This window comes from Paenibacillus chartarius, assembly GCF_042432825.1.
Classification (GTDB): domain Bacteria; phylum Bacillota; class Bacilli; order Paenibacillales; family NBRC-103111; genus Gordoniibacillus; species Gordoniibacillus chartarius.
Genome location: NZ_JBHLWN010000107.1, coordinates 85,853 through 112,481 on the forward strand (window position 1 = coordinate 85,853; position 26,629 = coordinate 112,481).

At 51.3% G+C, this 26,629-nt stretch carries 20 protein-coding genes; 7 read left to right on the forward strand and 13 right to left on the reverse strand.

Annotation, left to right across the window (positions count from 1 at the left end; genetic code table 11):
* Positions 1–41 precede the first annotated feature (41 nt).
* The 7 genes from ACFFK0_RS26900 to ACFFK0_RS26930 form a co-directional block, all read right to left on the reverse strand.
* The gene (locus tag ACFFK0_RS26900; RefSeq protein WP_377473796.1) at positions 42–1,037 is read right to left on the reverse strand and encodes an ABC transporter permease; all 996 of its coding nucleotides are present in this window, start codon (positions 1,035–1,037) and stop codon (positions 42–44) included.
* A gap of 2 nt (positions 1,038–1,039) precedes the next feature.
* A complete protein-coding gene (locus ACFFK0_RS26905) occupies positions 1,040–2,014 on the reverse strand; it encodes an ABC transporter permease (protein WP_377473798.1) in 975 nt (324 codons plus the stop codon).
* Between the two features lie 18 nt (positions 2,015–2,032).
* A complete protein-coding gene (locus ACFFK0_RS26910; protein ID WP_377473801.1) occupies positions 2,033–3,559 on the reverse strand; it encodes a sugar ABC transporter ATP-binding protein in 1,527 nt (508 codons plus the stop codon).
* A 135-nt stretch (positions 3,560–3,694) separates the two neighbouring features.
* The gene (locus tag ACFFK0_RS26915; RefSeq protein ID WP_377473803.1) at positions 3,695–5,182 is read right to left on the reverse strand and encodes a sugar ABC transporter ATP-binding protein; all 1,488 of its coding nucleotides are present in this window, start codon (positions 5,180–5,182) and stop codon (positions 3,695–3,697) included.
* A 54-nt stretch (positions 5,183–5,236) separates the two neighbouring features.
* Entirely contained in the window at positions 5,237–6,079 is an 843-nt protein-coding gene (locus ACFFK0_RS26920; RefSeq protein WP_377473805.1) for a DeoR/GlpR family DNA-binding transcription regulator, read from the reverse strand.
* Between the two features lie 176 nt (positions 6,080–6,255).
* Complete coding sequence (locus ACFFK0_RS26925) at positions 6,256–7,482, reverse strand: epoxide hydrolase family protein (RefSeq protein ID WP_377473807.1); 1,227 nt, start codon at positions 7,480–7,482, stop codon at positions 6,256–6,258.
* A 179-nt stretch (positions 7,483–7,661) separates the two neighbouring features.
* Positions 7,662–8,108, reverse strand: a complete 447-nt coding sequence (locus ACFFK0_RS26930; protein WP_377473809.1) for a MarR family winged helix-turn-helix transcriptional regulator — start codon at positions 8,106–8,108, stop codon at positions 7,662–7,664.
* Positions 8,109–8,316: 208 nt separating this feature from the next.
* Here ACFFK0_RS26930 and ACFFK0_RS26935 point away from each other — a divergent pair, with 208 nt between their 5' ends.
* Complete coding sequence (locus ACFFK0_RS26935; protein WP_377473811.1) at positions 8,317–8,616, forward strand: aminotransferase class I/II-fold pyridoxal phosphate-dependent enzyme; 300 nt, start codon at positions 8,317–8,319, stop codon at positions 8,614–8,616.
* Positions 8,617–8,691: 75 nt separating this feature from the next.
* Here the strand turns inward: ACFFK0_RS26935 and ACFFK0_RS26940 are convergent, their stop codons facing one another.
* Both ACFFK0_RS26940 and ACFFK0_RS26945 read right to left on the reverse strand, forming a co-directional pair.
* Positions 8,692–9,504 (reverse strand): glycoside hydrolase family 16 protein, encoded by an 813-nt coding sequence (locus tag ACFFK0_RS26940; protein WP_377473813.1) that lies wholly within the window; start codon positions 9,502–9,504, stop codon positions 8,692–8,694.
* A gap of 415 nt (positions 9,505–9,919) precedes the next feature.
* Positions 9,920–10,966 carry a LacI family DNA-binding transcriptional regulator gene (locus ACFFK0_RS26945; protein ID WP_377473815.1) on the reverse strand — a complete coding sequence of 349 codons (1,047 nt, stop codon included), beginning with the start codon at positions 10,964–10,966 and terminating at the stop codon, positions 9,920–9,922.
* Between the two features lie 177 nt (positions 10,967–11,143).
* On the opposite strand from ACFFK0_RS26945, the gene ACFFK0_RS26950 reads away from it, so the two are divergent.
* The 5 genes from ACFFK0_RS26950 to ACFFK0_RS26970 all read left to right on the forward strand — a co-directional run bounded on the left by ACFFK0_RS26950 (position 11,144) and on the right by ACFFK0_RS26970 (position 17,020).
* Positions 11,144–12,472 carry a sugar ABC transporter substrate-binding protein gene (locus ACFFK0_RS26950; protein WP_377473817.1) on the forward strand — a complete coding sequence of 443 codons (1,329 nt, stop codon included), beginning with the start codon at positions 11,144–11,146 and terminating at the stop codon, positions 12,470–12,472.
* 59 nt (positions 12,473–12,531) lie between these two features.
* Positions 12,532–13,845 (forward strand): carbohydrate ABC transporter permease, encoded by a 1,314-nt coding sequence (locus ACFFK0_RS26955; protein WP_377473819.1) that lies wholly within the window; start codon positions 12,532–12,534, stop codon positions 13,843–13,845.
* Positions 13,842–14,666: a sugar ABC transporter permease gene (locus ACFFK0_RS26960; protein ID WP_377473821.1), complete on the forward strand. Its 825-nt coding sequence runs from the start codon at positions 13,842–13,844 to the stop codon at positions 14,664–14,666. Before ACFFK0_RS26955 ends, ACFFK0_RS26960 begins: the two co-directional genes overlap by 4 nt.
* 32 nt (positions 14,667–14,698) lie before the next feature.
* Positions 14,699–16,486 carry a glycoside hydrolase family 13 protein gene (locus tag ACFFK0_RS26965; RefSeq protein WP_377473823.1) on the forward strand — a complete coding sequence of 596 codons (1,788 nt, stop codon included), beginning with the start codon at positions 14,699–14,701 and terminating at the stop codon, positions 16,484–16,486.
* Positions 16,487–16,642: 156 nt separating this feature from the next.
* Positions 16,643–17,020, forward strand: coding sequence for a DoxX family protein (locus ACFFK0_RS26970; RefSeq protein ID WP_377473825.1), 378 nt, complete (start codon positions 16,643–16,645; stop codon positions 17,018–17,020).
* A gap of 180 nt (positions 17,021–17,200) precedes the next feature.
* On the opposite strand, the gene ACFFK0_RS26975 is transcribed toward ACFFK0_RS26970, so the two are convergent.
* Positions 17,201–23,017: a rhamnogalacturonan lyase family protein gene (locus ACFFK0_RS26975; RefSeq protein ID WP_377473826.1), complete on the reverse strand. Its 5,817-nt coding sequence runs from the start codon at positions 23,015–23,017 to the stop codon at positions 17,201–17,203.
* Positions 23,018–23,922: 905 nt separating this feature from the next.
* Here ACFFK0_RS26975 and ACFFK0_RS26980 point away from each other — a divergent pair.
* Positions 23,923–24,582: a stalk domain-containing protein gene (locus tag ACFFK0_RS26980; protein ID WP_377473828.1), complete on the forward strand. Its 660-nt coding sequence runs from the start codon at positions 23,923–23,925 to the stop codon at positions 24,580–24,582.
* Here the strand turns inward: ACFFK0_RS26980 and ACFFK0_RS26985 are convergent.
* From ACFFK0_RS26985 to ACFFK0_RS26995, 3 genes are all read right to left on the reverse strand, one after another.
* Entirely contained in the window at positions 24,535–24,789 is a 255-nt protein-coding gene (locus tag ACFFK0_RS26985) for a helix-turn-helix domain-containing protein (RefSeq protein ID WP_377473830.1), read from the reverse strand. The genes ACFFK0_RS26980 and ACFFK0_RS26985 overlap by 48 nt on opposite strands.
* A 145-nt stretch (positions 24,790–24,934) precedes the next feature.
* Positions 24,935–25,681 (reverse strand): type I methionyl aminopeptidase, encoded by a 747-nt coding sequence (gene map / locus ACFFK0_RS26990; RefSeq protein WP_377473832.1) that lies wholly within the window; start codon positions 25,679–25,681, stop codon positions 24,935–24,937.
* 401 nt (positions 25,682–26,082) lie between these two features.
* On the reverse strand, positions 26,083–26,629 hold a 547-nt coding region (locus tag ACFFK0_RS26995; RefSeq protein ID WP_377473834.1), incomplete at its 5' end, for a hypothetical protein.

Here is a 26,629-nt window from a genome sequence, read left to right on the forward strand (position 1 = left end):
GGTTCCTAAGCATGCCGGCTTACTATGACTTATAACGAAGGTTATTGCTTTAACGCTTTTCGCTTTCCAAGCTTTAGCTTCGATAAAATAACAGCAACAATGAGCAAGAGACCAATGATGATCAGCAAAACCTGTGCCGGAACGTTAACAAGACCTAATCCGTAGCTGAGCATGCCGATCAGGAAGACGGCGATAATCGCTCCGATCATGCGGCCTTTGCCGCCTGCGGTACTGATCCCGCCGAGCACCACCATGGCGATAACGTCAAGCTCGTAGCCGGTTGCCACGTTCGGTCTCGTGCTTCCCATCCGGGAGGTCAAGAAGATAGCTGTTATCCCCGCCATAAGCCCTGTCAGCGTAAATACAATGATTTTGATTTTGTCGACCTGGATCCCGGAGAATCGGGCCGCAGTCAAGTTGTTGCCCATCGCGTAAACGCGCCGGCCGAACGTCGTCTTATGCAGCAGCAATCCGTAGATGATAGCAAAGAAAATGAAGGCGATCAGGATAAACGGCACTCCGCCTACATACTCCCAGCCGAAGAAGCTGAACCACTCCGGGAACTGCCCCTTCGCCTGGTCCTCCAGAATGATGTAAGCGATCCCACGGAAAATAATCATGGTAGCGAGTGTAATGATAACCGAGGAAAGCTCTTTGAATTTGACGATTAAAAGTCCGTTGATCATCCCGCAAATCGTTCCGACCAAGAGACAGCATAGCATGGCGAGCGGCATCGGTACGCCCATACTGTATAGATCGGCCATCATAACCGAGGAAAGAGCTACGATCGAGCCGACCGAAATGTCAATCTCCCCTAAAATGATGACGAATACCATGGGCAGCACGATAAACGCCTTATCAAGAAAGCTCATCGTTGCGTCGCGAAGGTTATCCGCATTTAAATAGTAAGGTGATAAATTGATGTTCATAATGTTGATCAAGATGAAGAAGACAACGAGCAGCCATTCCCACTGAAAGAAAAAGCTTTTTAGATTGAAGGGACGTTTCGTCTCCAAGGTTCTGAGCATAGGGTCCATGATTAGATTTTCCTCCTCATCAAGTGACTGCGGTCCACGCCGCGCTTCACCATGGCATTCAAGAGGACCGCCACTAAAATAATGGAGCCTTGAATAGCCATTTGCCAGAACGGCGATACGTTGATGAGCGGCAGCGCATTGTTCAGGATGCCGAGCAGCACCGAGCCGAGGATGATGCTCGACATCTTTCCCGAGCCTCCCGCAATGCTCACCCCGCCGAGTACGCAGGCAGCAATGACGCTAAGCTCATAGCCGGAGGCTGTGTCGCCTTGGGCCGAAGCGAATTTGGATACCCACAGAACACCGGACAATCCGGCCAAGCCGCCCATGATCGAGTACACCATCCACAGAATCTTGTCATTGTTGATCCCGCTGATTTTTGCCGAATCCGGGTTGCTTCCGACCGCATAAATTTGTCTGCCTGTTCTGGTGTGATTAATGAAATAGTAGAAAATGATATAAATGATAACAGCGACAATAATCAATGAATTGATGCCGAACACGGAGCTCGTTGCAATCGCTGTAAAGCTATCGGGCATCTGGTGCGCGCTGACCCACTTGCCGCCGCTGATCATGAAGGTTAGCCCGCGCAGCACGTTCATCATGCCCAGCGTGGCGATAATCGGGAGCACGCTGGTTTTGGCGATGAAAAATCCGTTCAGCATACCGCAAGCAATTCCGACCGCAATACCGACTACAATGGCTATCAACGGATGAAGCCCGGGATTCGCGCTAACCATGAGGGCAACAACCATCCCGGAGAACGCCAGTGACGCACCGATCGATAAATCGATTCCTCGCGTAACGATAACGAGCATCATTCCGACGCTGAGAATGCTAAGAATCGCGGTATTCGTCAACAAGTCGCTGATGTTCTCCAGCGAGAGAAAGCTTGGATTGGCGATCTGTACGAAGACAGACAATACGATAATAAATACGAGTAACCCGAGTTCCCGAAATTTGGCAATACTGCTCATGTGTACCCCCACCTCTTGTTAGTTGGCGACTCCGGCAGCGACTAACCCGGCACTGCTGTCGTTCATCGATGCGTCCAGTATCGCCTCTTGCGTAACCTCACGCTTATCGAATTCAGCCGTTACCCGCCCTTCCCGCATGACGACGATGCGGTCGCTCATGCCGATGACCTCAGGCATATCGGAGGAGATCAGGATTATGCCGTATCCCTGCTTAGCCAGCTCGCAAATGATTTCATAGATAGCATATTTGGCCCCAACATCGACGCCTTTGGTCGGCTCATCCAGAATCAAAATATTCAGGTCCGCCATCAGCAGCTTGGCGAATACGATCTTCTGCTGATTGCCGCCCGACAACGAGCTAGCCAGATCGTAAATCCCCTTTGCCTTCACCCTTACTTTCTCCGCAAGCGTTTTCGATACTTCCCGTTCCTTGGATTCGTTCAGCCAGCCCTTGCTCGAAAATTTATCAAGCGTGGGCAGCGTAATATTGCGCCCGATTTCCCACTGCAGCACCAGTCCCTGCTTCTGACGGTCCTCGGGCAGCAGGCCGATCCCCAGCTTGAGCGCATCCTGCGGACTGCGGATCTGCCTCCGGGTTCCACGGACGAAAATGCTTCCCCGGTCCGCCTGCGTGATCCCGTACAGCGCATTGCACACCTCGGTCCGTCCCGCCCCTACAAGCCCAGTCAACCCAAGAATTTCACCCTTACGCAATCGAAACGAGATATCGGCAAAGTGCCCCGTCTGTCCCAGACCTTCGACTCGAAGCAGCTCTTCTCCAATGACCGCTTCTTTCTTTGGGTATAGCTGCGTCACTTCCCTGCCGACCATGGCCACGATCAGCGCTTCCGTAGAAATTTCGCGCACTCCCCACGTTCCTATGTATCTTGAATCCCGGAAAACCGTCACTCGGCTTGCCAATCTATACATGTCCTCGAAGCGGTGAGAGATGAAGATGATGGCAACACCGTTATCCCGCAGCTGCTCCGCGATCAGGTATAACTCTTCACTTTCACGTTTGGTTAAGGCCGCTGTCGGTTCATCCATGATAATAATTTTCGCTTCCGAGGAAAGCGCTTTCGCGATTTCCACAATTTGCTGCTGCGCCACACTCAAGGAACCCATCTGTGTCTTGGGCCCGAAGTTTGCGCCTAATTGGTTCAGCAGCCGTTGAGCCTCTTCATGCATTTCCTTCCACAATATGCGTTTCGTTGCCGGATTTATTTTTTCCTGACCCATAAAAATATTTTCCGTCACGCTTAAGTCCGGATAGCAGGTAACATGCTGGTAAATTGCAGCAATGCCATACTTCTTCGCATCGTTCGGATTTCTAAAATCAACTTTGGTACCGTTTACATACATCTCGCCTTCATCCGGCCGATGAACACCGGTGATTACCTTGATAAAGGTCGACTTGCCTGCCCCGTTCTCGCCCATCAGTGCATGAATCTCGCCTGCTTTTAACTGAAAATGCACTTGGTCCAGTGCCTTGACGCCAGGAAAGACTTTTGTAATCGCTCTCAATTCAAGAACGAATTCACTCATTGCCGTACCCCCTCTACCTATCCTGAAGTTCTATTCATTTCCTCTCTGATGACTAATATAACATAAAAAACACAAAAGACAATACATCTTCTGTGTTTTTATGATCATTTAATTTTATTCTTGTTCGTTTATTGTTCATTTCCCGCCGGAGGCAAAGTATAGGATGTTTTCTTGTGTCGCTTCGCTCCGTTCAAATATCCTTCGAATCTCCCCGTCATACATCACGGCAATCCTGTCCGACATCCCGAGTATTTCGGAAATATCGGAGGAGATCATAATTACGGATGCACCCGACAGCACCAATTCATTGATCATATTGTAAATATCCAGCTTAGAGCTAATATCGATTCCGGCTGTCGGCTCATCGATAATAAGGACCTGAGCGTTAGCAAACAACCATTTGGCGAACATAACCTTCTTCTGTTTCCCGCCGCTCAAATTATCGACGAGCTCCTGTTCGCCTGCTTTAATCTCCAAGCGTTCGATCATATCCTGCGCAGCCTTCATTTCTTGCCGCTTGTTCAAGAAGCCGAAGCGGGACACTCTGCGGAGACTCGTTAACGTAATATTTTCCGTAATCGAAGTGTTCGTCAAGAAGCCTTCCTCCGCATGAATGCCGGTCACGTAGCAAAGCCCATGCTTCATTGCAATATGCGGCGTAATCGAACGAAACTCTTTCCCTTTCATGATAATTTTGCCTTCGTAAGGCCCGTTGATGCCAAACAACACCTTCGCGAGCGTTCGCCGGCCGGAACCGCTTAGGCCCGTTAGGCCGATGATTTCCCCGCGTCTTACTTCGAGGTTAATGTTTCGGATTCGCCCTAAGTACGATAAACTCTCGATACGCAGCAATTCCTTCCCGGGCTTCACCTTCAGCTTCGGGTAGCGGTCCTCCAGCTCCTTCCCCGCCATCATTTTCACGATATTCGTCAAATCCACCGAGTTCACATTGCTGACCTGCACGACCTCTCCCTCGCGCAGAACGGTCACTTGATCGGCGATTTGAATTATTTCTTCAATCCGGTGAGAAATATAAATGATCGTAACTCCACGCCGTTTGAGATCTCGTACGACCTTAAACAACGTTGCAATCTCCGTTTCGGTAAGCGCTGCAGTCGGCTCATCCATAATAATGATCTTTGCGTCTTGCGAAACCGCTTTAATAATTTCAACCAGCTTCTGCTGACCGGAGCTCAGCGCCTTTACCGGCGTCTTCACATGAATATCCAAGCCGAACTCCAGCAAATATTTGCGTGTTTCACGGTATGCTTTGTTCCAATCGATTAACAGGTTCCAGCTTTTGAGCGGCTCCCGGCGGATGAAGACGTTTTCAGCGATGTCCAAATCCTGAAACAGGCGAATCTCTTGATATATCATAGCAATTCCGAGCTCTTGCGAGTGCTTCGGGTTCGCAATCGACACCACCTGTCCCCCGATTTGAATTTCTCCTTCATCCGGCTGATACAGACCTGCCAGTACCTTCATGAGCGTCGACTTGCCCGCTCCATTCTCACCGACAAGTGCGTGCACCTGACCGGCATCCGCGCTGAAATTAATGCCGCTGAGCACAACGTTATCGTGAAACCGTTTTGTAATCCCTTTCATTTGTAAGTAACCGGACACCCGATTTCCCCCTTTTCTTTCAAACCATCTGTCTTTTTACTAAGAGCGAGGGTGTTATTCGAACTCAAAGGCTGTATACAGTTTGATTGCCTTCTCGAAATAATATTTTTTATAATCATTGGGAATTTGCTTATTGGAAATCACTTTCTTCGCCATCGTCAAGTCACCGAGCCGCGCAAAGCCTTTGTTTCCAAACTTGCTGTAGTCGGCCGTAACGATGATTTCGGTTGAAATTCTGGATACTTCTTGAAGCACTTGAGCTTCTTCATAATTGCTAAGCGTATATCCGGCATCCATATGTGCGCCTTTAACGCCAATGAACGCTTTGCTCAAATAAATTCCTTTCAACATCTGTAAGGTAAGCCCGCCGACCAGGATCGTTGTTGACGGTACCAAATCTCCTCCAAGTAAAATGGTTTTCAGTCCGATACTATCCTTCAATTCGTAAGCAATGGAAAGATCGTTGGTCAGCACGGTCAACGACCGCTGCTTAATATTTTTCGCAATTTCCAAACAGGTTGATCCCGGACTTAAATATATGGCGTCCCCATCTTCGATCATTTGAGCGGCGATCTTACCGATCATCGCCTTACTGTCAGCGTACTGATCGTCATTCTCGGCAATACTTGGCACCGCCGCGGTCAATTTTTCGTTCAGCACAGCGCCGCCATAGGTCTTCACAAGAAAGCCCTGCTGCTCAAGCTTGTCGAGATCCCGCCGTATCGTTACGTCAGTCACCGAAAACATATCGCTGAGCTCAACGACATCTACCCTTTTATGTTGAAATAGCAGTTCCTTAATTTTGTTTTGACGTTCTATAGCAAACATGTAATTTGCCCCTTGAATAACGTGAATGTGTATTGTGTTCATAATTATAGCATATTTCAGTTCGTTCATGATCATTTCAAGTTTACGGTTGCGTTCACTATTGGATCAGAAGTGATTAGGAAAGTTCTTAAATGAAACAAAAAGAAGACGCCGCTATATACATGCGTAATAGCTGCGCCTGGTTTGTGTTGTTGCTATTAGAGGTTCGTATGGCAATCGCCCAAAGAGGGGGCGAGCCATAGGTTTCATCGGTATCCGCGAAAAGTGCGGCGCAGGTCCCCCACCCATTCATCCGGAATTTCCCATGGAATGAAATGTCCGCCCTGTTCATGTGCCGTGATGTTGACATGGTTGTACCAAGCTGCCCGATCGCTCTCCAGAAAATGCTGCACGCGAGCGTCAGTCGTGACGCCCGGCGGATTTTCATAGCCGACGAACGTGATGCCGGTTGGCGCCTCGATCACTGGCGAGCGGTCATGTACGGGAGTCCATGGATAGCGATTATTGTTGGCGTAAACGCGCATGGAGGTTTCGATGGTGTTCGTAACCCAGTAGATGGTCGCATGTGTCAAGAGGTCGTTCTTTGAGAAAACATGCTCGATATTGCCGTTATTATCGCTCCATCTGGCCCAGCGTTCCAATATCCACGCCAGCATGCCGACTGGAGAGTCGCTCAGCCCGTAGGCAAGGGTGCCGGGATCGAGGGTGTGCACGGCGAGATGCGAGGCAAACCGGCGGTCGAGTTCGATAATTTTCGTTCGGATATGCTCGGGCAGATTGTCCGGAAGAGGGCGTCCGCCGGTGAGATCCCAAGCGCGCTCCCCATTGAACAAATTCAGCTTTTGTGCGGAACCGATATGAATGGCGTACAGTTCATCGGGATACTTATGTCCTAATTGACCGGTAACGAGCGCCCCGACATCGCAGCCTGCCGCGGCATATTTCGGATAGCCGAGAATATCCGTCATGAGCGTGTGCCATAGATCGGCGATCTTCCAAAAATTCATGTCAGGGTGGTTAGGAAGCGGCGAAGAGAAGCCGAAGCCCGGAAGTGACGGTACAATAACATCAAAGGCTTCGGTTGGGTCGCCTCCGAAGGCCGCGGGATCGGCCAGCGGATCGATCACCTTCGACCAGTGCCAGAAGGTCCACGGCCAGCCGTGGGACAGGATCAGGGGGATTGGGCTTGGGCCCTTGCCAGGCTTATACATGAAGTGCACAGGGACACCGCTAACCTCCACGTGATAATGTTCGTAGGCGTTGATTGCTTGTTCAGCTTTACGCCAATCGAAATCGTTGATCCATTCATCGACCAAGCCTTCGAGATAGTTTCGATTCACGCCGTAAAACCAGTCCTCATTGCCGGCGTCAAGAGGCCATCTGGTAGATTGGAGCCGATGTCGCAGATCGACGAGCACCTCATCCGGTACGAAAATCGGCCGGGGTTCAAGCGGGAATGGAGCGGTTGCCATGAATATTCCTCCCTTAATAAAAACAGGTTAAGGAAATTATATAATTAATTAATATAATTGTCTAATATAAATTTCTAATATAAATAGGCGCAGATGGCTGCATAGTCTATCCCCAAGGCAAGAAGCAACACTTCTTGCCTTGGACGAAAGATATTCTGATGTCAAACGAACTCCCTTATCTAGCTTTGATTTCCAACTTCGGCCAGATGCCTCAGTGCAGGGATTGCGGCTGCAATCGCCGTTTTCTCCTCCTTCGTAAGTCCTTCGAACAATGTTGAAAGCTGAGCCACGCGCTCCGAGCGGCGTGATTCAATGACTTTCGTCCCCTCCCCGGTGATATGCACGAGAACTACCCGCCCGTCACTCGGATCCGGGCGGCGTTCAACCAGCCCGTCACGTTCAAGACGGGTAACCAGCTGCGTCATTGCCGATTGCGTTATTTGTTCCGTGGCCGTTAGTTCCGTTAACCGCATAGGACTCTTGCGGGATAAGGTATGAAGCACGGAAAGGGTGGTAAAACTTAGCTTCTCAATAGATGGCAGCCGAATAATAATCCTCGTCAGTTCCTCGAAGGCCATAGCAAAATCGGCGATATTGATATCGTTGGAATAATCATTAGGTTTCATAAACCGAATTATATCATAAACTTATATAAATGGATGAAGCCTACATGCCTTTGATCCGCCGAATTCGGGAGGAAATCCGCAACAATCCGAATATGATTGATTTCGCCAGCGGTGAATTGTTTTCCGATTTGTTTCCGAATGACCCGCAAGGATATATAGGCCTAAGGGAAACGTTAGTGGAATTATTGCGAAAGCATCACGGGAGGGCTTGAAACAAGAGCTGCTGCTTAAACGCAATATACTGGTGCAAGCCATCCAACAAAAGCTTGATGGACAATTGGAATGTACAGTGCCGAACGGCGGGTTAAATCTTTGGTGCAAAATCTTGAGGAAGGTCGACGCGAACGAGCTGCTCGAGAAAGCCATTCAGCGGGGCATTGTTTTCGTGCCGGGCGGGGTCTACGGTTCCACGAACCATTACGTTCGCTTCTCCTATGCACAGCCAAATCGGGATTCCCTTAAGAAGGGAATAAGCATTTTTGCGGATGTTCTTGGAGGTTGCCAATAAGCTTGTGCTGAATTTGAGCCCAGGAAGCCATGTCAGGCTTCCTGGACGGAAACATGTGCGGAAGCACACTTTCACTTAATCTTTCCGATAACACCGGATATAATCGACTCGGAACTCGCTCGGATACACGGGAGCTTGCCCGCCCTCGCTCACCGGGCGCGGAATTTCATAAATGTTCAGCATCAATTGCATGGGATAGTCCGGCGACTGCTTTGAGTGGTGAATAAGCTCGTTATCGATGTAAAATCGGACCCCCTCCGATGTCCAGTCCACCGCGTAAATGTGAAACCGGCTCGCATCGATAGGGAATTCACGCTCGAAGAACTCATCCTTGATCTTCGGATCGCCGAAGGGGTGCAGGCCGAAGCCAATTGTCGACTTCGTTGCGCCTCCTTCATTCCAGCCCTTCAGCTCGAACGGGCAGATCTCAGCCGAACGTTCCGGGTGGTCCTCGAACCCGATCATCCAAAATGCGCACACGTTATTCGGGCTATGAAGCCCCTTTGCCCTCAATTCCACATAGCCGTAGTGAGGCGTAAACAACCGCTCTGTCGCCTGATATTCACGGACACGGAGGCTTTTGGAAAACCGGTGCTGGCCATATTCGCTGCCGAGCGGACCGGAATAAACTCCGGTTTGGAGATTGCTGACCTTGATCCCCCCGTCGAATTCGGGACTCCAGGGCTCTTGGTCCTCCGTAATTTGCAAGATAAGCTCGCTGTCCTCGAACCGGTAATGGGCCGCGGTTCTCGCGCGGCTGCTCCATTGCGGCAAATAGAAGGGAAACCATTTGCTGCGATCCAGCTCTTCCGAATCAAAGTCATCTGCAAAAACCAGCGTGTACCCCGGCTTATACTCGTCATTCCTTGGAAAATCGTTCTCCGGCATGGATTTGCTGCTCCTTTGTTGAACTTGTCTTGGAATAATTCCCTCTTAAGGGGATATAGAACTTTGCATATGTAAATTCGCCCCCAAATACGAAATTCCTTTATTTGTAAGCGAACGGCAGGCGATCGGTTATCGGTTGCCGGTTGCCGTTGTATCCCATTCAACTATCGTATCTGTTCATCATTTATCCTTTTTTACATCATTGCTTTGGATAAACAATTCCCTGATAAATGCCCCAAGAAACACTGAAATTGCAATTGCAAGAAGCAGATGGATTATTCTTACGAATTGGTGCGGGGTACCGATTACAATGGCTCCGCTCATCATAATTATGATGGCAAACATGCAAATTCCGATCACCAGGTGTTTCCTAGTCGGTCTCATACTCCACCCCCTATTACCGGCAATATAGACACTAGCTACCTAGGATTGTCCCGTTATCCTTCCCGCATCCTTTGCGGGTCGAAGAGCGGACAAACAGCTCCGGCAGCAGTATTTGCGGCTCTACGGAGACGGAAGGCTCCCTGATCCGTTCGAGCAGCATCGTTGAGGCCATGATTCCGAGCTCATGCGTATCCATGTGAATGACCGTAAGCGGGGGGCGCATATAAGGTGCGATCGGAAAATTATCGAATGCGACGACACCGAACGAACCAGGGACGGAAAGCCCGGCTTTTTCAAGCGCCTGCAGGGCCCCGAAGGCTAAATAGTTGTTGGTGCAAACGATTGCATCCGGCCTTTCGTTTTGTTGGAGCAGGTCTGTCATCAGGCGTTCGCCGCTGGCCTCATCCCCCGGACCGGTACGGACCAGCTTCAGAGCGTCATCGGTAACACCGCGCGAAGCCATCGCCCGCTTGAAGCCGTTCAACCGGTTTTGCGAAATAGGATCCCCGGGCATGCCGGTCAACATGCCGATTCGGCGATAGCCCTGTTCGAGCAAATGGCTGACGGCAATTTCGCTGCCTGCGTCATTATCGATATCCACCCACAGGGTGCCCTTCGGAACGGCAGGCCGACCGATCACGACATAGGGCAGCTCAGTTTTCCTGAGCTCTTCGGCCAGCTCCGGCGAGATGATCGAGCTGTGAATCAGCAAACCGTCCGCTTTCTTGCTATATACGTACCGGTTAAGTAACTCCGTATCTCCATAGCTGGCATTGGCGATCGTCAGCTCGTACCCGTGTGCGCACGTAACGCTCTCCGCCCCGCTGAGCAGGCTGAAGAAGAACGGGTTGGAGAAGTCGCTCTTCCTATCCATGTTTATGATGAACGCAATGTTGAAGCTGGCGCTGCGGGCTAGCTGAGTGGCAATGCTGCTGGGCGTGTACTGCAGATCCTTGATGACCTGCCGCACCTTCTCTTTCGTCGCTTCGGAGATGGTCGGAGCGTCGTTGAGCACCTTGGATACCGTCGACTTGGCGACCCCGGCCGCGCGGGCAATATCGTTGATCGTGACTTTCAAGACTAATCAGCCCTTCACTTGGAATACAGCAGTGTTTTCCCTAATTATATCGGCTTTGCAGAAGCCGCGAAACATCGGGAATTGAGAAAACGATTGCACAAACCGGCAATATATGCTAATTTTAGTTCAAGGAAACCGGTTTCCTTGAACTTTCATTTTGAACGGGGAGGCGTGCCCATGAATACGAAGAAGAGCCGATTCGCACGAAGCGCACTAACCGCATTGATTGTATTAACTGCAAGCGGTTGCAGCGTAAGCCATTTGTCCGCCGGCGGCAGTCAGGCCGGAACGGCGGCAAATACGGAAACGACGCCTGCAGCGCCTGCACAGACATCTGGCGCGGCAGTAACGGCGGAAGTGAAGCCCGAGCCCGGGGCGTCACTGACACTTTGGGAAGAGGAGGTGGAGTTCGGTTTCCTGAAGCCGGCGGTCAAGGAATTCGAGGAGAAGTACAACGTACCGGTTCAAATTGAGCATGTGCCGGTCCCCAATCAAGCGCAGCGGCTCTCCAACGACGGGCCGGCGAAGCTGGCCGCGGACGTCGTCCTGGTGCCTCACGACCGGCTTGGCGACATGGCCAGCGCCAATCTGATCCTCCCTAACGACGTCTTCGAGCAGGACACCCGCAATACCATGCTCGACACGGCTGTTCAAGCGGTCACTTTCAACGGTATCCTGTACGGTTATCCGAAATCGATCGAAACTTATGCGCTTTACTATAACAAGGATTTGGTGAAGGAGCCGGCCAAGACCTGGGATCAAATCGCCGAATTCGCTAAAACGTTCAACGATAAATCGAAGAACCGTTATGCTGTCATGTGGGAAAATAGGAGCATGTATTACAATTACGCCTTCATCGGAACAAACGGAGGTTATGTATTCGGCAAGAACGGGACGGACCCGGAGGATATCGGACTGAATAACGACGGAGCCGTTCAGGCGATGAAATATTTTCAAGGCTTGAAGTCGATTCTTCCCGTCAACACGGCGGATACCACCTACAACGTGAAGACGCAGCTTTTCCAGGAAGGCAAATTGGCTTACAACATCGACGGCCCTTGGTCCAGCGGCAGCTTTAAAGGCAAAGTGAATTTCGGCGTCATGCCGCTGCCGCAGCTGCCGGGCGGGAAGAGAAGCGTCTCGTTCTCGGGGGTACGCGCCTACTATGTAAACTCCTATACGAAATATCCGAACGCGGCAAAGCTCTTTGCGAAGTTCCTTACGGATAAAGAGAATGCGCTGAACAATTTCAAAACGACCGGTACGATTCCCGCGAACAAAGAGGCCGGCGAAGACCCGATCATTCAATATGATCCGATCGTCAGCGGGTTTCTGGAGCAATTCAAAGAATCGCAGCCGATGCCGTCCATTCCGGAAATGGCGAACGTCTGGGCGCCGATGGAAGGGGCGATCGGAGCGATCTGGAACGATCAGGCGGACGTGAAGACATCGCTGGATAAAGCAGTGCAAACGATTAAGGACCAGAACAAATCCACTAAAAAATAACCGGGTTCCGGCCCGTTCCAGTAAGGAGCGGGGCAGATCACGCAGGAGGCCATACGAGCATGAAATGGAATCGATCCATGAAGGCGGCGCTTCTGTCCGCCCTTTGGATGGGGCTCGGACAGTTGTACAATCGCCAGGTGGTCAAAGGCTTGCTGTTCATGGGAATCGGTACGGCAAGCGCAGGCTGGATCGTCAGCGGGCTGCTTCGAAGCTTGGTTGGACTGATTACGTTAGGGACCAAGTCGAGGCAAATGATCAAGGTCGGAAATCAATATCAAATGACCGAGGGGGACCATTCGATCTTTCTCATGGTCGATGGGCTTATCGCTGTTCTCCTCCTCCTGTTTATTGTCATCATCTATGTCCTGGGCATTCGCGATGCACATCGGCAGGCAGCTATTGCCGGCAGAAGGGGCCGAACGGAGACGTTCACCGAATCGCTGCGTGCCGTCGGAGGAAGGAACTTTCCTTACGCCATTCTTGCGCTGCCTGTAGCCGTCGCCATTTTCTTATCCATTCTTCCTCTGCTCTTCAGTATACTGCTGGCGTTCACCAACTTCGCTCCTCCCAATCTGCCGCCGGCGAAGCTGGTCCGATGGGTCGGATTTCAAAACTTTGCCGACCTGGTTCAGCTCAAGACGTGGAGCAGCACATTCATCGGCGTATTTACCTGGACGATCGTGTGGTCCGTGTTGTCCACCGTAACGACTTATTTCGGAGGAATGGCGCTCGCGGTTCTCGTTAACCAACCGGACGTAAGACTTAAAGCTTTATGGCGTACGGTCCTGATCATTCCGTTTGCACTGCCGAATCTCGTCTCGCTCCTCGTTTTTCGCAACCTGCTCAACACCGAGTTCGGCCCGATCAATCAGTATTTGCGATTGCTCGGGCTTGGCGGGATCCCGTGGCTGACGGACCCGTTCTGGGCCAAGGTGACGGTTGTCGGGGTTAACATGTGGCTAGGCGTGCCGCTCTCGATGATTCTCATCTCCGGTGTGCTGACGACGATTCCGAAGGATCTATACGAAGCGGCGAGGGTAGACGGGGCATCGCCCTGGCAAATGTTCCGCAATATTACGCTGCCTCTGGTTTTGTTCACGACGGCTCCCGTGCTGATCATGCAGTTTGCGGGCAATTTTAATAATTTCAACGTCATCTTCCTGCTGACGGATGGGAATCCGATTTTGCCGCACTACCAATATGCGGGGGCAACCGACCTGCTGGTCACCTGGCTGTACAAACTTACGCTCAACAATAGGCAGTATAATATGGCGGCTGTGCTGGGCATTATCATTTTTGCGGTCGTGGCCGGCTTGTCCATCTATAATTACCGCAAAACAAGCTCTTACCGGGAGGAGGATATGAACGCATGAAGCCGAGACTGCTGTTCACTTATGCCATTCTTACCGTCGTCTCGCTGGTGAGCCTCTATCCGACACTCTGGATCGTGCTGTCGTCCTTCAAGATCGGCAACAGCCTGTACAGCGAAACGCTGCTTCCCGAAGGCTTGACGCTGGAGCATTACGCGGCGCTGCTTTCAGGCCAAAAATACAATTATCCGTTCTGGTTCTTCAACACGCTCAAGGTGGCGTTCTTCTCGACGCTGTTCGGGACGTTCCTGACGCTGCTCGGATCGTACGCCATCGCGCGGTTCCGGTTCATCGGCCGCAAATACGGATTGATGGGCTTGCTCGTCCTGAACATGTTCCCCGGCTTCATGTCGATGATCGCCATTTATGTCCTTCTCCTGCAGCTCGACCTGCTGAACAGCCATTGGGCGCTCATCCTTGTGTACAGCTCGGGCGCCTTCCTCTCCAACGTATTTGTGGCGAAGGGCTTCTACGATACGATTCCGCAGAGCCTGGATGAAGCCGCCCGAATTGACGGCGCTTCGAATTGGCAAGTCTTTACGCGGATCATGATTCCGCTGTCCCGGCCAATGCTGACGTACGTTTCCCTCGTTATTTTCAACGGGGCATGGATCGATTTTATTTTCGCCAAGCTCATCTTGCGTACAGGTGACAAGACGACGCTCGCCATCGGCCTGTACGATATGGTCAATCAGTTTAATTCCACCGACTTCACCGTATTTGCGGCGGGAGCTGTGCTGCTTGCGGTACCGATCGTGGTGCTGTTTATCTGGCTGCAGCGGTTCCTGATTGACGGATTGACAGCCGGTGCCGCCAAAGGATAGATACAAACGTTACATGGAGGAGAAACTTGCTTATGAATTGGGAAGCCATTTATCACATTGACGATGTTCCCTATGCTTTCCCCGTGCGGCCGGATGCGGTCAAGGTGCGCATTCGAGCGAAGCGCGGCGACGTACGGAAGGCAAACGTGCTGCATTCTGACCGTTATGTCGCTTACAGAAACGAGATGCCGCAGGAGCTGGAGCTGGTTGCTTCTACGGCCAGCCATGATTATTTTGAAGGCGTGATCGTGACGGAGACGAAGCGGATCCGCTATGTGTTCCAGTTGGAAGACGGCGAAGGGAATTCGGTTTGGTTCGGAGAGCTGGGCGCATCGCCGAATCGCGATATGGCCGGTGTATTCAATATCCCTTATGTATCGCCGTCGGAGGTGCACGAGCTGCCGGAATGGGTGTATGATGCCGTGGTGTATCAAATTTTCCCCGACCGGTTCCGCAACGGGGATGAGAGCAACGATCCTCCAGGGACGGAGCCCTGGACACCGGACGCCAGTCCTTCCGCGCAATCGTATTACGGCGGCGACCTGGCCGGGATTACGGAGAAGCTCCCCTATTTGCAAGAGCTCGGCATCAATCTGCTCTATCTGACGCCGGTCTTCGTGTCGCCGTCCACCCATAAATACGATACGACCGATTATCTTGCTATCGATCCGCATTTTGGCGATATCGGGCAGCTGAAAGCGCTGGTCGATGAGGCTCACATGCGGGGCATCCGCGTGATGCTTGACGCTGTTTTCAACCATTCGGGCAACCAGTTTTTCGCCTTCCGCGATGTGGTGGAGAAGGGGGAGGCTTCCCGGTATAAGGAATGGTTTTTTGCCGAGCGGTTCCCGGTTGTGGAGTCGCCCGTGCCGAACTATGTGACATTCGGAAACGCGATCGCGACGATGCCGAAGCTGAACACGGCCAATGAAGAGCTAAAGCAATACTTACTGGATGTCGCGGCTTACTGGATTCGGGAGACAGGCATTGACGGTTGGCGGCTCGATGTTGCGAATGAGGTCGATCGGACATTCTGGAGAGATTTCCGCCGAGCCGTCAAGTCGGAGAAGCCGGATGCGTTGATCGTCGGCGAAATCATGCATCATTCCGGCCCGTGGCTGCGCGGCGATCAGTTCGACGGCGTAATGAATTACATGCTTCGAACGGCGATGGTCGACTTCTTCGCCAAGACGTCGATCGGCGTTCGCGAGTTCAGCGGCAGACTGTCGATGATTCGTATGATGTATACGGATGCGGCCAATGCGGCCATGTTCAACCTGATCGGCAGTCACGACACCGAGCGTTTCATGACGATGTGCGAGCGCCATGGGTTCGGATGGGGAGAAGAGAAAGCCGTGAAGGAGAAAATGATGCTTGCGGTATTCTTCCAAATGATCTATCCCGGAATCCCGCAAATTTATTACGGCGACGAAGTCGGCATGCGCGGAGGAGAAGACCCGGAGTGCCGCCGACCGATGTTATGGCAGGAGGAGCAGCAGGACGGGGAGCTGCTGGCATTTTATCGGAAGGTGATCGCACTGCGCCGTCAGTATGCCGCACTTCGACGGGGGAAGGTTCGAGTGTGGCTGGAGGAAGAGAGCTTGGGAGTGCTGGGCATCGTGCGTGATGACGGAACGCAGCGGGTAGCCGCCCTTATCAACAATAGTCCGCTTGAGGCGGTGGTGAGTGCGGGGTCGCCTTTCGGGTCGGGGCCGTCCGGATTTATCCTGGATGCGATGTCCGGGGTTCGTTATCCGCATGAGGGTCGGCTGCAGCTTAGTTTGCCGCCATATGGCTGTGCGTTGTTGTGTGAAGAGTAGGTTGATTGCGAGCCAGGCGAATATCAATGTTGAACAGGTCGTTCCGTTGTCGGGGCGGCCTTTGTTCGCTGGCCGGTCCATATATGACAGAAGATGACATATTATCATCCTATAATAAGCTCATAATGACAAATGAAGCAGGAGTGGTGATCGTTTGTGGCTAGTAAAAGCTTAAAAATCGCAGTTATGGTACTAAAGGGGATCTTGTCGGCGAATTTCATTATGGTCGGTTCGATGAAGGTTATCGGAGCGGAGGACGCTGTAGGCATGTTCGTACATTATGGGTACCCAATCTGGTTTTGCATGGTTGTAGGGCTCATCGAAATTGCAGGAGGCATTGGCTTATGGATTCGAAAATTGGCAAATTACGCCCTGTTTGCTCTCATGGCTATTATGACGGGGGCGCTTGTCACCCATATCCTGTTTGAAGAATATGTGAGTGTTCTCATCATTATCGTTTACTTATTGCTGCTGATGGCCGTTGCATTTTACGATAGATCAAGAAGCGTCAGACGTTCCGCCTCTCTCGATTAAGAACCATGTGTCCCGTACACAGAATCCCGGGTTTTAGAGAAATAGGGCCGTTGGGTTCGATCTGGGGACCGCCCTTCCTGAGCCCTCATGGAGAAGAGTCCCCCGAATCAACCGGATTCGGGGGACTCTTCGATTTCGGGTGTCCGCTTACTCGCGGCATCCCCATTTCACACAGGAGGATCAGTTCAGCAGGGCATTCGCGTCGCGCAGCAAGTAATTCGCCGCCTGTGCGGAGATATGCTTGCCGCTTTGGGCCTTCACTTCGTTGATGAAGGGCTTCAGATTATTTTTGTCCAGCTTTTGCTGCAGGCTGCTCTCGATTCCGCCGTTGTCAATCCAGCCTATGGAGGCGAAGTACGATACCAGCTGTTTCAGCCCGTCGACACTTGCGTAGGTTTCGAAGGTGACGATCCGGCTCGCTTGATTTCCCGCGAGATCACTTGCGGTTATCGCCAGGCTATGGCTGCCAAGCGGCAGCGTATATAGCGCAATGGTATCTCCCAGGCCATATTCCTGCGAATCCAGTGTCGCCTTTGTTTTGCTTGCATCGACGCCGGATACAGGATCAGTCACCGAAACCAAAGGCAATAACAGAATCGCGCCGCTATAAGAAGAGGAATCATAGACAGTGCCGGTCACAGATAGATTGTAGACACGGCTGGTTACCGTAATCGCAGGAGCTGCTCTGTCGATTGAAATGCTGGTTGTTTTGGCTTCCTCGGCATTCCCCGCGTTGTCTGTCGAGCGGTAGCTGATCGTATGCTGCCCGTCCTGACTTAGTGCAACCGGTGCCGTATACGCCTGCCATGTGACGCCATCCAAGCTGTATTCGGTTTGGGCTACGCCCGACAGTTCGTCAAGCGCGCTCAGATTTACCGTTACATCCTGGCGGTACCATCCGTTTGCCCCATCCGGATCGGCCGGGGAAACAACAGAAGTCGTCACAGGCGCCGTCTCGTCGATTTGGACAAAAGCGGAAAGCGGAATATTCAGCTCTTTCACAAGTCTTGCCACCAATTCGGACACCTTGATGGCGCCATTCATTTGCAAGTGCGTGTTGTCTTCCTTTCCGTCTACCCACAAGAAAATCGTTTTCGTCCCTTCCGGACCCAGCTCCTGGAAATATTCCCAGCTGGCCTGATTCAGATCAATCAATAGAGTTCCGGTTTCCTGTGCGGTTTCCTTCATGGCCTGAACATACTCAGGAAAGCTCTTGTTCAAGGTTTCGCCAGTGAAGTCGCGCCTGTTGACCGGGGTGACCAGAACCGGAATCGCCCCTCTTTGCACGGCGCCGTCGATATACGTTTTCAAATAGACTTTGAACTGCGCCGGTGTGAGATAACGCTCCGGACGCGACGGCGTGGAATCATTATGAGACCACTGCATGAACAGATAATCTCCTTCATGAATATCGAGCAGAAGGTCGTTCAGATATCCGCCCACCAGGAAGGTTTTGCTGCTTAGGCCTCCGACTGCCCGGTTATCGATGCCGACCTGGTCCAGATCGAAGAAACCGCCCAGCGTTTCGCCCCATCCGGCCTGCGGACGATACCCTTCCGCGTAATTGGCAACCGTGGAATCGCTCGCCAAATAAATAACCGGTTTTTCGCTCGTGCCGTTTTCAGGCAGGCGTTCAATCTTCAAGGCGTTAATTTTCGGCGTGTTGCCTGTAAATTCAAAGTTGAATACGCCGTCAATAAGGGCGATGTCATACGTGATTTCCTTGAATTCGCCGGCCGGTACGGTTGTTACCGGCAATTTTGCCATCTGCTCCGCCGTAACGCCGACGTTCGTAGCTTCTTGCGCATCGCCAATAGTCATCGTTACACGGTAATTAGCCGGCTTCATTTCCACCAGGAAGGATGTGCCGTTAACGCGGGTGAAATCCTCCGTCAGCGCATTTCCGGTTTGGCGGTTTCCATTCTCTACGAGCGAGGTATCGGCAAATCCGTAACCGTTTCCTTCCACATAAGCTCTTTTGGCGTCTACTTGAGTATAGCCTTCGGCTGCGTTTCCTGCGCCGAAGTCGAATCGGTATTCGTTGATCTCGGCAACGGGCTCGGTTGTCAGCGAAGCCGTGGCGACCGTCAGCATATTGAACGCATGGTCTACTTGTGCCTGCGTCGCCTCCTCCGATCCAATGATCGTCTCGGCAGCCGCCAACGCTTTGTTGAGCACGGCTTTCGATTGTTCGGTATAGGCCGACAGATCGAGCGCCTTCGCCTCTTCATACAGCGCCGTTAATGCGGTCTTGTCGGCAGCAGCCGGCGGAAGCTTCTTGCCCTCCACTCTCACGTTGTCGATCTGCGTCGTCCAATTCAGCGTGCCGCCGCCGCCCTTTCTCGTACCCAGGAACCTTATCGCCCTTACGTTATCGGCGTAAGCTGTTCCGGCGCTCATCGGAATATCTTCGATCGTCTGCGTGACGCTCGGATCAGCCAAGCTCGTCAATGTCAAATCGATCTTCTTCTCGGCAAAGTTAATGGCCGCATCCACGTTAATCCACTGGTTTTTCTTGATGTTCGTAATTATTCCGCCCGGAATAGCCGTACTTCCCGTACCGTAATCAGGTGCGTAATGGCCAGGGAAATAACCGATTGGCGTGTTCGTACCGCTGGTTGTGTACAAGGTCAAAATCAAATTCTCGTTCGCATCTTGCAGCGACAGATGTCCCTCGGATGGGAACGCCCCCACATTGCCCGAGTTCCAGTCGAAATTCACATTGACAATATCGCCGTTGACCGCATCGAACAATCGGAACACCTTCGCACGATGTCCGGACCCGGAACCGGCAACGGACAGCACTTTGTTACCGTTCTGCTCTACGACCGTTCCCGTCATCGTGCCTCCGATACCTGTGGCATTCACCATCGCATATTTGACGGCGGCAGGATCACCTTCAAAGTTTTCCTCATAGAGCTCGCTCTCCGGCTCCGGCTCCGGTTCGACGAAATCCGGATCAATGACGAACGGCGAAAGGCTGAGCTTCATATCTTTGACTGCTCCCGCTACCAGTCCGGCAATGACCCGAGCGCCGTAACTGCTGAAATGCGTATTATCGCTAACACCGTTCGGGTATTTCGGATATTCGCCCGGATTGGCATAGAGGAAGATTTTCTCGGTAGCGGCCAGGCCCACTTTGTTGTAATACGCGATGCTTAGCTGGCTCAAATCGATCAGCTGCACGCCGAGCTCCTCTGCAACTTCTTTGGCGGCCTCCACATATTCCGGGAAGCTCACGTTAAATTCCTGGGTAATCAGATTGAAGTCCCTGCGTCCTACCGGCGTAAGCAGCACAGGTGTCGCGCCGCGCTGTCTGGCGCCGTTCACATAGCGGGCCAAATACGTTTTATAATCCTCAGGAGACGCATACCGCTCCGGAATTCCGGCGCTGGCATCGTTATGGCCGAAGGAGATAAAGAAGAAATCTCCCGGCTTGATCATGCGCAATACCGTATCCAATCGGCCGTCGACCATGAAGGATTTACTGCTTCTGCCGCCGATCGAATGGTTTTCGACCACTACGCCGTTCGAGAAATAACGGCCGAATTGCTGGCCCCAGCCTTCCTGCGGAGCCTGCATCGCGCTGTAAGATTGCATTGTCGAATCGCCGGCCATATAGATCGTCTTGGAGACGCCCGGCGTTTTGTCCGGATACTTCTCAATCATTATTTCCTGTACATGAATGGCCGAGCCGGAGAAAATAAATTCCAGCTGACCGTCTACCAGCGCGATGTCGTAGGAATAAACCAGAGGCTCTCCCGCTCCCACGCTCGTCACGGCCATCTTCTGAACAAATTCGGATTTGACGCCCACATTGGAATTTTGCACATCATCGCCGAGCTTGACCGTTATCTTATAATTGGCGTTAGGCAGGTCAACGGCGAATTTGGCGTTTTCCGGCAAGGAGACATTGTTTGCGCCAACTGTTATCCCGCTTACATTCTCAAACCCGTAGCCCAATTCTGCCGTATAGAGCGTGTTCTGCACAGCGGTTGTATTCGCTGCAGGCTCCGCGCCGAAATCAAAGTGAAACTTTTGCTCCAGCGCTGCTTCTCCGCCGGTGAGATTGAGATTCGCTTTAGGGAACGTCGTCGCTTCCGCGCCGATATAGAATCCCGTGTGCGGCGGCTGATTGTAACCGACATTTTGCCAAGCGACGCCTAAGCGGTATACCGGGTCCTGCATGAGCGCGGGAATCCGGTAAGCCGTAGGAATGGTCGTTGTGTACAGTCTGTATTCCGTACTGTCTTCACTCCGCAGCAAAATTTCCTCGCGCCAATCTCCAAGTATATCCGCCTGAATCGCCGGATTTCCTTTGGTGCTATTGTTGGTCAGAGTGCCTGTGGCCCTGAAAATTTCATTTAACTTCTTGTTTTCGTAATCCCACTTATACACGAGAGGAATCCCTTTCCCCGTGCTATTATCCCATTGATGATCGAACAGCTCACGCTGAAGGTCTCCGTCCCACCAGATCGCGAAGTTCGTGCTTTTCGGCGCTTCGGCCCCTTCATAGATCACTTGCCCGGTCGCCGAATGTACTCGGGTTACGGGTTCCATTTGTCCCACGACAATGGTGGAAGCCCATGATTCGTAGCCGGGATAAGTAGGGTCGATATCCGCCGACATGCCGCGTCCGGTGTCTATGCCCGTATACTCGCCCCAGATGATTTCTCCGGTTGCGGCGTCGCGCATCTCGAGACCGTATTCGGCGTTCGTATGTTCATGCACGCTTACGATCTGGTAGCCGTCCCGGTTCGGATCCAGCTTGCCGGCATGCATGGCATCCCCGTGACCGAGTCCGGTGCTGTACAACACGGTTCCGTCGTCGTCAATCGCCAAAGCGCCGTACATGATTTCATCTTTGCCGTCGGCATCGACATCCAGTACGCTGAGCCCGTGATTGCCTTGTCCTTCATACTGTTTGCCGGCTGCATTCGTATCGAAGGTCCAGCGCTTTACCAGCTGACCGCCGGCATAATCAAAAGCAGCCAGCACAGTGCGCGTATAGTAGCCTCGGGTCATAACTACACTGGGCTTCACGCCGTCCAAGTAGGCGATGGCAGCCAAGAATCGGTCCACCCGGTTGCCGTAACCGTCGCCCCACGAGCTCACATCGCCTCTTGGAGGATCGTAATTCACAGTGGAGACGGCTGCTCCGGTTTCACCGTCAAACAGAGTAAGGTATTCCGGGCCCGACAGAATATATCCGCTCTCGTTGCGGTAATCCTTCGTGCCGTCGCCGATCACTTGGCCTTTGCCGTCCTTCGTGCCATCCGCCGTTTTCACGACGACTTCGGCTTTGCCGTTGCCGTCCAAATCATAAACCATGAACGGTGTATAATGCGCGCCCGCACGGATGTTGACGCCCAGATCGATTCGCCAAAGCTTGGTACCGTCCAGCTCAATGGCGTCGATATACACATTGCCGGTATAACCGGCCTGCGAATTGTCCTTCGAGTTGCTCGGGTTCCAGAGGAAAACAATTTCATATTCGCCGTCGCCGTCCACATCCGCTACAGAGGCGTCGCTGGCTATGTAGGAATACGTGCCGCCATCCTTGGTTCTGCCGTCGGCCGGCTTATCTAGCGGAATAGGCAAATAATTGTTATGCCAGACAGAGACCGTCTCCGGCTGCATCTCTTCCTTACCGGCAATGACAGTAGAAATTTGGTATTGGGAACTGTCCGCGCCGGTCGTATCTACATAATTCGTCGCACCGCTAATAGGAGCTGCATTCACTTTACGTCCGTTTTTATAAACATTGAAGGCGATCTCATCCGGATCCGTATTCAAATAGCGCCAGCTTAGGAAAACGCCGTTATCCACCAATACGGCAACCAAGCCGCGGTTCAGATACTCCCCCTGACGAGCCGGCAAGCCCCCCGATGAATCCGCGTGACCCGGATTTGGCGAAATAACAAGCGCGAATACGATGAGAAAAGACATAACGAAGGTAAACAGCGATTTCTTTATGGAAAATGTTTTGGCATTCATGGCTATATTCCTCCCTCCTTAACTCGGTTCTCTAAAGCTATTCCAACAACCCGATTTTTATCATACTTTTCAATTTGTTCACCTCTCTTTGAACGGGAATCGTGCTGCACCCATACCAGATGACTTACTTCAATCGGCATCACCTCCTGAATTGGTACCGCTTACATTCAAACTTGTCGCGTATACAACGATCGATGCCTAAAACACCTCGAGAATGGCGCAATACGAGCTTTTTCAAGTTTAATGTAGATGCGGACATCGGTGCTTAATTAATGCCAATGCCATCGCTTATGGAACAATCGGTGAGACGTAGAGCTGCCAATTCCGGCGCTATATGTACAAGATCCCCTGTTCATTCTCATAAATTTTCCGTTAAAGCGTTTTCATTTCTGTTATTAGTAACAACTTCATCTCTTACCTATTTACATCCACAGTTTACATAGCCATGGAATCCTCCGTTTTCGGATGTTCCGGGGCTGATCCCATCTTACCGTTACGTCTGAGTTCCGGTAAACCGGCATTTTTGATAATCCCTTATCATTATTGATACATTCCCCGCCATTCAAGGGATCCGAGCGGAACAAATGATCAATTTCTACCATAATGAGCAAAAATAAACGGCCGCCGTCTTGCAGCTGCTCGGAGCTTTTCACAACCTACCCGGGTAGAAACGGCTGGAGCAAAAGATTCATTCGCAGATCAGCGCCAATCGTTGGCATTGAATTGCCGGCGTTACGTTGATAGACTGTATAATGTACAGAGTCAAGCGACGCGGTAATCGGATGAGTAGGCAAGCGCGTAAACCAGTCACTGCGGTCACGGCTTGGATTGGGGATAACGTGACAGAGCTCAAGCGGGACAATTCGGGGTCGATCGTGCGCATCATAGAGGAGGTCGAGTCAAATATGCGAAAATACATCATCGGCGGCATTGTGGGCTTCACGCTCGCCTTCTCGCTGTCGGCCCATGCCGAGGAGGCGGCGGCGTTGATCGGCCGAACGGTGCAAGGCGCCTTCCCTGTCAAGCTGAACGGCCAAACGCTGCCAAACCAAGCGATCGTTGTGGACGGCACGTCTTACTTGCCGGTGCGGGCGATAGGCGAAGCGCTCGGCTACAACATCATGTTCGACCCGGACATGGGGATTACACTCGAGAGGCGAACGGGGCCCGAAGCGCAGGCGACTTCTCCTGCGGCTCCGGTAATCACAGAAACGGGGACAAGCCCGGAAGCCGGCTACAAAAAGCTGACGAAAGCTGTGTTCACACTTACGATCGGCGATACGGTAAAGACGCTCAAAAAGTCGGGAGCCTTCGACTACATCGACGTCGACGGCAATCAATACTTATCTATCATTTCACTCAGCAACATCTACACAGTGTCTTGGAGCGACCCGTTGTTCAGCATTTCCTTGAACAACCGGCTTGTGGCGTCCGTAACGTCCGGAGCCGCTTATGCGGAAGGAACGAACGCCTTCAGCTATGACGGTACCACGTTCGTTAACTTATCCGCGCTAGGATTACATGCAGCAATCGACGGAGATACGCTCGTGATCGGTGAGGAGTAGACGGGCGCTCGATGCGCTCATAATACTCTTCCGTTCCTGACTCACCAGCCCATCCTCACCGTAGAGCTTGTAGCGACGTTGCCATTTCATCAAAGTCGTTTTATTTATCCCATATTTTTTTGCAGCGGCCAGAAACCCGATTTTATCGCTTGATACTTCTTGAATTACAGCGAGCTTCTCCAACGCATTATATTTTCCTCTTGGCATAAAAAAGGCTCCCCTCACAGTAAACAGGTTTTTATTATTTCACCTGTCCACCGTAAGGGGAGCATATCACCGCGGCAACTGCTCCCTGTTTTTGCTGAACTAACATCCCCCAGTTAGCGTAACAATGGCACAATTGTCCGTGTGGTTATGCCGCAGTCACGATGATGGGCTTATTCTTTGTGATAATGATAGTATGCTCGTGCTGTGCCACATAGCTGTTGTCGGGTACACGTAATGTCCACCCATCCTTTTGCTCAACGACGTACTCGGCGCCGGTGGATAAAAATGGCTCAATTGTAATTACCAAACCCTCTGTCAATACACGTTTATCGTGCTTGTTATAAACAGGGAGAATTTCTTTGGGTGTCTCGTGCAGGGATCTCCCAATTCCGTGACTGCACAAATTCCTGATCACATTATAACCGCCTTTAGCAGCCTCGAGTTCAATGATCCTTCCAATTTCGTTCAATTTAACTCCATGTTTAAGCGAAGAGATGACTTTCATCATCGTATCGTGTGTGTATTTACATAGACGCAATAAGGAGGGATTGTATGGGGTTATCGGAAAAGAATGTCCCGCATCGGCGTAATAGCCTCCCAGTTCTGCCGAAACATCGATGTTTATTAAATCGCCGGGCTGGATGATTCGATTTCCCGGAATTCCGTGGGCAACTTCATGGTTAATGCTAATACATGTATTGCCGGGGAAATTATAAGTTGCCTTTGGTGCCGGTATAGCACCATGCCTTTTCAAAAACCTGCCTCCGATATCATCAAGTTCCTCTGTTGTGATTCCGGCACGTGTGTGACGTTTCATTTCGCTAATCGTCATTGCAACGATTTTCCCAATTTTCTTCAGACCCTCGATATCGTTTTGCGATCCTATTGTCATAAAAGCCCCCCATTTCCAGCATACCAGTATTTTATCCAAATCAGGGTGGAAATTCCACAATCCTGCTCGTTTCTTCAGCGACAAAGCAGACTGCCGCGGCAGACACTTATTTTGACTATCATCTTTCGTTAGCGGAACTCTTGAGTTTGTTACTTTCCAATATGAAACATACCAATTACGGTTTCACCATCAGCGTCGTACAGGGGAATATTACGGCCACCTTGGCGGCCTGCTCTTCTGGATCGAAATGGCTTTCTCAGGTGATTTTGGCAGTTTACCGTCCAAGTCTTTTTTCAAAACCTATCCTTTGGTGCCATCCACACCTCAGCACTGATTAATTCGGGTACCGTTTCCGGAGAAGTTGCACTCATCGTCCGGTTAGTTCAGCCCGCAAACTTGTTTCAGTACGAACCGTAGCGAATTTCCTGTACAATATCGTTCCAATGCCAAAACTCCATAAAGCTTCTTTTATCAACATAAACAATGATCCCTGCTCCTTGTTCATGTCTACGATAGAAATTCTCACCGTAAGCGGCTTTGACCTTTTCCAATGAATCCCCAACAGTAATTCCTCTACTTGTCTTCACACTTTTGCTTGTATTATGCGTGATGTCAATACTTTTAAATTTGCCGCTAGTATCCGAAGTGACCCTTACTCCGTTAAGAAAATAATAAGTATTGGGATTATGATGATCCTGTGAAAAATCTTCTTTCGAATAATCAATTATTTTTTTGCTTAGGGTAACACCTGCGATATTCTCAGCCTCGAGATTTGTTTTTGGAGTTATTATTGTATAAATAAATTGTGGAGCAAAGAGTATGAGTGCAAACCAAATGATGACCAAGCTAAGAGCAGCAATACCTATTGAAAATTTCTTTTGTATTACTCTAGAAGTCCGGTGATTTAAGTCAGTTGTATCCGTCTCTTCGGCATGAAAAAAGAGGAAA

Excerpts from the sequence above, each read along its gene's own strand:
- ACFFK0_RS26940 (WP_377473813.1), bottom strand. The coding sequence starts at position 9,504 with ATGCCGGAGAACGATTTTCCAAGGAATGACGAGTATAAGCCGGGGTAC.
- ACFFK0_RS26930 (WP_377473809.1), bottom strand. The coding sequence starts at position 8,108 with ATGAAACCTAATGATTATTCCAACGATATCAATATCGCCGATTTTGCT.
- ACFFK0_RS26965 (WP_377473823.1), top strand. The coding sequence starts at position 14,699 with ATGAATTGGGAAGCCATTTATCACATTGACGATGTTCCCTATGCTTTC.
- ACFFK0_RS26985 (WP_377473830.1), bottom strand. The coding sequence starts at position 24,789 with ATGCCAAGAGGAAAATATAATGCGTTGGAGAAGCTCGCTGTAATTCAA.
- ACFFK0_RS26905 (WP_377473798.1), bottom strand. The coding sequence starts at position 2,014 with ATGAGCAGTATTGCCAAATTTCGGGAACTCGGGTTACTCGTATTTATT.
- map (WP_377473832.1), bottom strand. The coding sequence starts at position 25,681 with ATGACAATAGGATCGCAAAACGATATCGAGGGTCTGAAGAAAATTGGG.
- ACFFK0_RS26980 (WP_377473828.1), top strand. The coding sequence starts at position 23,923 with ATGCGAAAATACATCATCGGCGGCATTGTGGGCTTCACGCTCGCCTTC.
- ACFFK0_RS26910 (WP_377473801.1), bottom strand. The coding sequence starts at position 3,559 with ATGAGTGAATTCGTTCTTGAATTGAGAGCGATTACAAAAGTCTTTCCT.
- ACFFK0_RS26920 (WP_377473805.1), bottom strand. The coding sequence starts at position 6,079 with ATGAACGAACTGAAATATGCTATAATTATGAACACAATACACATTCAC.
- ACFFK0_RS26900 (WP_377473796.1), bottom strand. The coding sequence starts at position 1,037 with ATGGACCCTATGCTCAGAACCTTGGAGACGAAACGTCCCTTCAATCTA.
- ACFFK0_RS26955 (WP_377473819.1), top strand. The coding sequence starts at position 12,532 with ATGAAATGGAATCGATCCATGAAGGCGGCGCTTCTGTCCGCCCTTTGG.
- ACFFK0_RS26925 (WP_377473807.1), bottom strand. The coding sequence starts at position 7,482 with ATGGCAACCGCTCCATTCCCGCTTGAACCCCGGCCGATTTTCGTACCG.
- ACFFK0_RS26960 (WP_377473821.1), top strand. The coding sequence starts at position 13,842 with ATGAAGCCGAGACTGCTGTTCACTTATGCCATTCTTACCGTCGTCTCG.
- ACFFK0_RS26975 (WP_377473826.1), bottom strand. The coding sequence starts at position 23,017 with ATGAATGCCAAAACATTTTCCATAAAGAAATCGCTGTTTACCTTCGTT.
- ACFFK0_RS26950 (WP_377473817.1), top strand. The coding sequence starts at position 11,144 with ATGAATACGAAGAAGAGCCGATTCGCACGAAGCGCACTAACCGCATTG.